At 61.8% G+C, this 5491-nt stretch carries 3 protein-coding genes; all 3 read right to left on the minus strand.

Annotated features, from left to right (window positions below; translation table 11 throughout):
• A partial coding sequence (locus tag ABYO54_RS13355) for a sugar-binding domain-containing protein (protein WP_372808746.1) occupies positions 1-744 on the minus strand: 744 nt, incomplete at its 3' end.
• A 192-nt stretch (positions 745-936) separates the two neighbouring features.
• Positions 937-2751, minus strand: a complete 1815-nt coding sequence (locus ABYO54_RS13360) for a putative Ig domain-containing protein (RefSeq protein ID WP_372808747.1) — start codon at positions 2749-2751, stop codon at positions 937-939.
• 211 nt (positions 2752-2962) lie between these two features.
• On the minus strand, positions 2963-5491 hold a 2529-nt coding region (locus ABYO54_RS13365), incomplete at its 5' end, for a family 78 glycoside hydrolase catalytic domain (RefSeq protein WP_372808748.1).

Here is a 5491-nt window from a genome sequence, read left to right on the forward strand (position 1 = left end):
CAGCAGAACCGCTTGTTTCGAGGAGGCCACTTGATGGCCTGCGGGGTCGAGCACGACCGACTCCACGGTGGCTTTTTGCGCCTTGGCGGTTCCGTTGTTGAGGGTGGCCGCAACGGCGACGGTTGCCTTGGCGTCATCGATTTCGGGCGTGGTGACGAAGACGCCCCATTGATCGAAGTTGATTTTGTTTTTGGTGATCAGGGTGACGTCGCCGTAGAGGCCGCAGCCGGGGTACCAGCGGGCGTTGGGGGCTTGCGCGTTGTCGACGCGGACCGCCAGCACGTTGTTGCCGGCTTTCAGCGCCGCCGAAATGTCGAAATAGAAGCTGATGTAGCCATAGGGGCGTCCGCCGATCTTCTTGCCGTTCAGCCACACGTCGGTGTTCATGAAGGAGGCGTCGAAGAGCATCAGGTATTGCTTCGCCGGATCGACCTGGTCGATCTGGAAGGTCTTGCGGTACCAGCCCAGTCCGGTCGGCAAATAGCCGCCCTGGCCGCCGCTGGGATTGTCTTTCGAATAGGGGCCCAGGATCGACCAGTCGTGCGGAACCGCAACGGTTTCCCAGCCGGAATCGTCGTAGCCCGGTTCGGCGGCCTGGTCGTCCGCGGAAAGACTGAACTTCCAGTCGAAGGCGAGTTTTTCGGTGCGCGGCACTCCGGATGCCGTCGGGGCCGCCGCCGCCAATAAGGGAGCGATGGCGAGGGTGAGAAGGGCAAGGCCCCATGTTTTCGATTTGCTGCTCATAATCAAATTCCCGTTCATTCTTAAGTCTCGAAATTTACCAATCCCGCCGTTGCGGCGTCTTGTAGGATTTTGGCATGCGTGTGTATCTAAGTAGACGAGCGCAGGAGCGAAATGTGTACAAAAAAAACAGGCTCGGTTCACCCGAGCCTGCTGTTGCTGTGCGGAACGTTCGATTCCTGTGTCGCTTACGGACTATTCCGCCAGTTTGATCCGGTAGAAGGCCTGGGTTGCATCCAGGTCGTCGGAGATGGTGATGTCCGCATCGTTCCCGACGATGCTGGTGACGGTTTGCCAGGCTTCCTCGCCGCCGACGGTCAGGCTTTCGCGCGTCTGGAGCTCGTAGGTTGCGCCGTATTCGCCGTACCACGTGAAGCCGGCGGCGGTGGTGCCGGTCAGCTGCATGCTCACGTTGCCGATTTCCGTTACGCTGGCATTCGGGATGAACGAAACGCTTTCGACCGAGAAGCCGGTGGAGGGCCGCTGCGAGTGGATCGCGAAATAGTATCCCTTGCTCAGGTCGAAGGTGGTGGTCCCCGTGGTCGGAGTCTGCCCATCGATGCTGTAGGTGTAGTTGCCGTCGGCATCCACGGTCAGGGTGGCGGTTCTGCTGGTTCCTGCGGTAATCGTTTGGTCATTGCTCAGGTTGGTCAGCACGCCGCTTTCATCGCCTTCGGTATAGGTGTTCAGGTTCAGGCCCTGGCCGTTGCGGGTGGTGAGGCTGATGCCAAAATAGTTATAGGTCTTGGGGAAGGTGAACGCCCCATCAAGGGCTGCGACGGAGTCCACCAAGCCGAAGCCGGCCGTTTCCGACAGCGTTCCCGGGATCGAATTGATATTGTAGACGACCTCGAGCGAGAAGCCGTTGGCGACCGAGAAGAGGTTTTCCGTGCATACGGCCGAGCGTTCCGCTCCGACGTTGCCGGTGCTGCCGGTCGCGAATACCAACGCGGTGTTGGTGTCGGTTACGCTCAAATAGTTGGCGCTGAAGGTTTTCAGGACCAATCCGCCGCCTTCGCCGGTGTTGACGCCGAGGCCGTCGCCGTCGAACGTGTCGGTATAGCGCGCCGGCGGCGTCACGACTTCGATGTACAACGTGGCGGTGTCCGTGCGGCCGAGATAGTCCGTCACGACGACCGAAAAGCTGTTCAGTCCGGTGTTGGAGGCGGCCGGGGTGCCGCTCAAGGTGCCGTCCGCCGCAACGCTCAGCCAAGTGCCGGCGGTCGCGAGGCTGTAGGTCAGCTCCGATCCGGTGGCGGTGCCGGCGATGGAATCGCTGTAGGCAATTCCTGCCGATGCGGTCGTGTTGGTGAACGAACTGCTCGTGAAGGCGGGCGCAGGCGCATCTTCGAAATCGCCCACGATCTGGATCGCATTGAACATGCCGCGGTTGGCGCTGCTGGCGCCATTGGTGGTGGTTTGCCATTCGCCCAGCACGGTGCCGTCGGTGTGTACGTTCACGCCGCTGAACACGACATAGCTTTGGCCATTGGTGAATCCGGCATCATCTTCGCTCGGAACGCCGCTGCAAAGCTGCCAGTCCGTCCAGCTGGATCCCCCGTCGCCGCTCACGCGGAATTCGGAACCCGCATCGATGTATTCCCATGTGGCGTATAAATAAAGATCAACCGTGGCGCTGGCCAATCCGCCGATCGTGAAACTGTTGGTGGACTCCGCGCCCGGCGTTCCCGAGTTGATCAGGTTGGCGAAGGTGTTGAAAAAACTGGTCGTCGAACCCGTTGTGCTGCCGAAGTTGACCGAAGAAGTCCCGGTAACCTGGAAGCTGGCTCCGGAGCCCGTACCGTCTTCTGTTTTAAGGATTTCGAACAGGTTTTTGCTGGTAACCGCATTCCACGTCACATTGCTGGTTGCTCCGACAACCCCCGGCAACATGTTGGCCACGGGACCTCGGCTCGTGTTTCCCGTCAAATCAACGTTTACAATGGCCGCCTGGGCGGTCCCGAAGGCAAGAAAAGCCGTCAATCCTGCAATAAGCACACTCTTTTTCATTTCCATCTCCTTGGTTGTTTCTCGGTGTAGCCCGATAGCTGTCGACGGAGTTGCCATTACTCCATCTAACCCAACGAAGTTAGAGTATGAAGAGTGCTTTGCCTACCTACCCAATCGGGTGGTTCACGCCGGCGGCGCTCCTCGCAATGGAGAAGCGCCCGATCAGGGAAGACCCCCGATCGCCCGGCGAACCCGGATTGGTTCAGTCGCCTTACAGTTCGACTTGGAAGGCATAGCTGCCGGATGCCAGCAGCAGTTTCGTGCCGGCGGCGGAGTCCAGCTGTTCAACGCCGGCGGCCTGGGCGGCGGGCTGTCCGTTTTCGGTTACGGATGTTGCCGCGGGCAGGTTCAGCACGGCGGTGGCGCCGACCGGGACGCGCAGTTCCAGGGCAACGCGATTGCCGGTGCGCTTCCAGTTGCTGACGACCGGGCCGTGCACCGTGCGGTGCGCGCATTTTACCCAGTCCATGCCTTCCACGAAGCGCGGCTGCAGGTTGATGCGGTCGAAGCCGATCGCATCCGCGGCGGGTTCGATGCCGCCGATCCAGTTGTAGAACCACTGGCTGACCGAGCCGAACATCGGATGGTTGTGGCTGAAGGTGCTGTCGCTGAAGCCCCAGTGCTCCCACAGGGTGGTGGCGCCGCCTTCAAGCATGTGGCCCCAGCCGGGATAATCCTTCTTGTTGACCATGGCATTGACGGTCTCGATCTCGCCCTCGCGGCTCAGGGCATCCAGCATGTAGCAGGTGCCGAAGATGCCGGTCGTCATATGGCCATCGTGCTTTTCGATGTCCTCCAGCAGGCGTGCCAGCGCCTTGGGCCGCACCGATTCGGGCAACATGGCGAGGCGGAGCGCGAACGCTTGCGAATTCTGGAAGCCCGATCCGGCCACGCCCGTGGCCGGGTCGACAAAGTTTTCGACGTAGGTTTGCTTGATGGTTTCGGCGAGCGCGGCGTAATCCTGGGCCTCGGCATCCTTCCCTAGAACGCCGGCGAGGCGGGAAAGCATGCGGGCGGATTCGCAGTAGAGCGGGGTGACCATCGGCGGCGTCTTGTCCTTCTGGATCGCCTCGTGGTCGTGCAGGCCGTTGCGGACGATGTGGTCGGGGGTTTGGCTGCGGACCAGATCGAACCAGCGTTTGCTGACGGCATACTGCTCTTCGATGATCCGGAGGTCGCCGTAGTAGCGGTAGAGCTGGGTCTGCAGCAGCGGGTGCGCCATCGCCCAGCCGACGCCGCAATACTGAATGCCGACGGAAGGCGCGGTGTCGGTCAGCATGCCGTTGGGCAGGGCGCTGTCGGCCCAGTCGCGCGTCGATTTCGGGTAGAAGGCCGACATGTCGTAGTTCATCATGAAGGCGTCGGACGAGGTGACCAAGTCGCCGCCGTAGCCGAAGCGCTCGCGGTGCGGGCAGTCGGACTGGACGCCGAACAGGTTGCTGAGGAAGGTCCACTGCACCATTTCCTGGATGCGGTTGAACAGCTCGTTCGAGCAGCTGAACTCGCCGATCGGCTCGACCGCGGAGTTCATGCGCAGGGCTTCGATGGCGTCCAGCGACGGCTTGGCCGGCAGCCCGGTCAGCTCGACATAGCGGAAGGCGTGGAAGGTGAACTGCGGGGTGTAGGTTTCGCCGCCGCCGCGCGCAATGTAGTGGTCTTCCTGCCAGGCGATCGGCGGTGCGCCGGGAACCTGCGGCTTTCCGTTGCGGTTTTTGATCTGCCCGCAGACGCTCGTCATCGGGTTGAGCGTTCCGTCTTCGTAGACGAGTTCGCCGTAGCGCATTTTAATCTGCGTGCCGGCGGGGACATTGAACTTGAAGCTCGCCCATCCGCCGAAGTTCTGGCCCATGTCGACGATGTAGACGCCCGGGGTCGGCTCGGTGATGGCGACGGGCTTGAACGTGGTGGTCACTTTGATGGCGGCCGCCGGCTGGACCGTCAGTGTGCCTTCGGGGGCGGGGGCGGTTTTGGCAACCGTCCAGCGGCTGTCGTCGAGACCGGGCAGGTTCCAGCCGTCGATGGCTTTGCGCGCATCGACCTTTTCGCCGAGATAGATGTTGTTGCGCAGGATCGGGCCTTCGGTAACCTTCCAGGAGGTGTCGCTGACGACCGATTCGCTCGAACCATCGGCATAGTCGATCTGCAGGCGGGCGATGAACTGCGGCCGACCAACGGGCAGGTTTTCGCGCAGGTTGCGGCGGCCCCACAGGCGCAGGGGCAGGGGATTGTACCAGCCGTTGCCCAGCTCGACGCCCAGGCAGTTCTCCTTGCCGGAAGAAAGCTTTTCGGTTACGTCGTAGGCGGTATAAAAGACGCGTTTGTCGGGGCGGGTCCAGAGCGGGTCGAGCTGTTGGTCGCCGACCTTTTCGCCGTTGATCGACGCCCGGTAGTAGCCCAGCGCGGCGATATAGAGCCGGGCGCTCTTGACCGGGCGAGCCAGCTTGAAGGGCTTGCGGAAGAGCGGCGCCGGATCGTCCTTGAAGAAATCCTCGTCCGTGGTCGGGTTGGCTTTGCCGTCGTTGATCCATTCCGCTTTCCAGTCGGAAGGCTGCATCAGGCCCATTTCCCAGAAGGTCGGCTTCGACCATTCGGAGTCCACGCCCTCGTTGTCCCAAACCTTCACCTTCCAGTAGCAGCGCTGGCCGGAGGCCAACGGGCTCCCCGCATAGACCACGCCCACGCTTTGGTCGGATTCCACGACGCCGCTGTCCCACAGGTCGCCCTGGTTTTCCGCCAGCGC

It is taken from the genome of Pontiella sp. (assembly GCF_041622395.1).
Taxonomy (GTDB): domain Bacteria; phylum Verrucomicrobiota; class Kiritimatiellia; order Kiritimatiellales; family Pontiellaceae; genus Pontiella.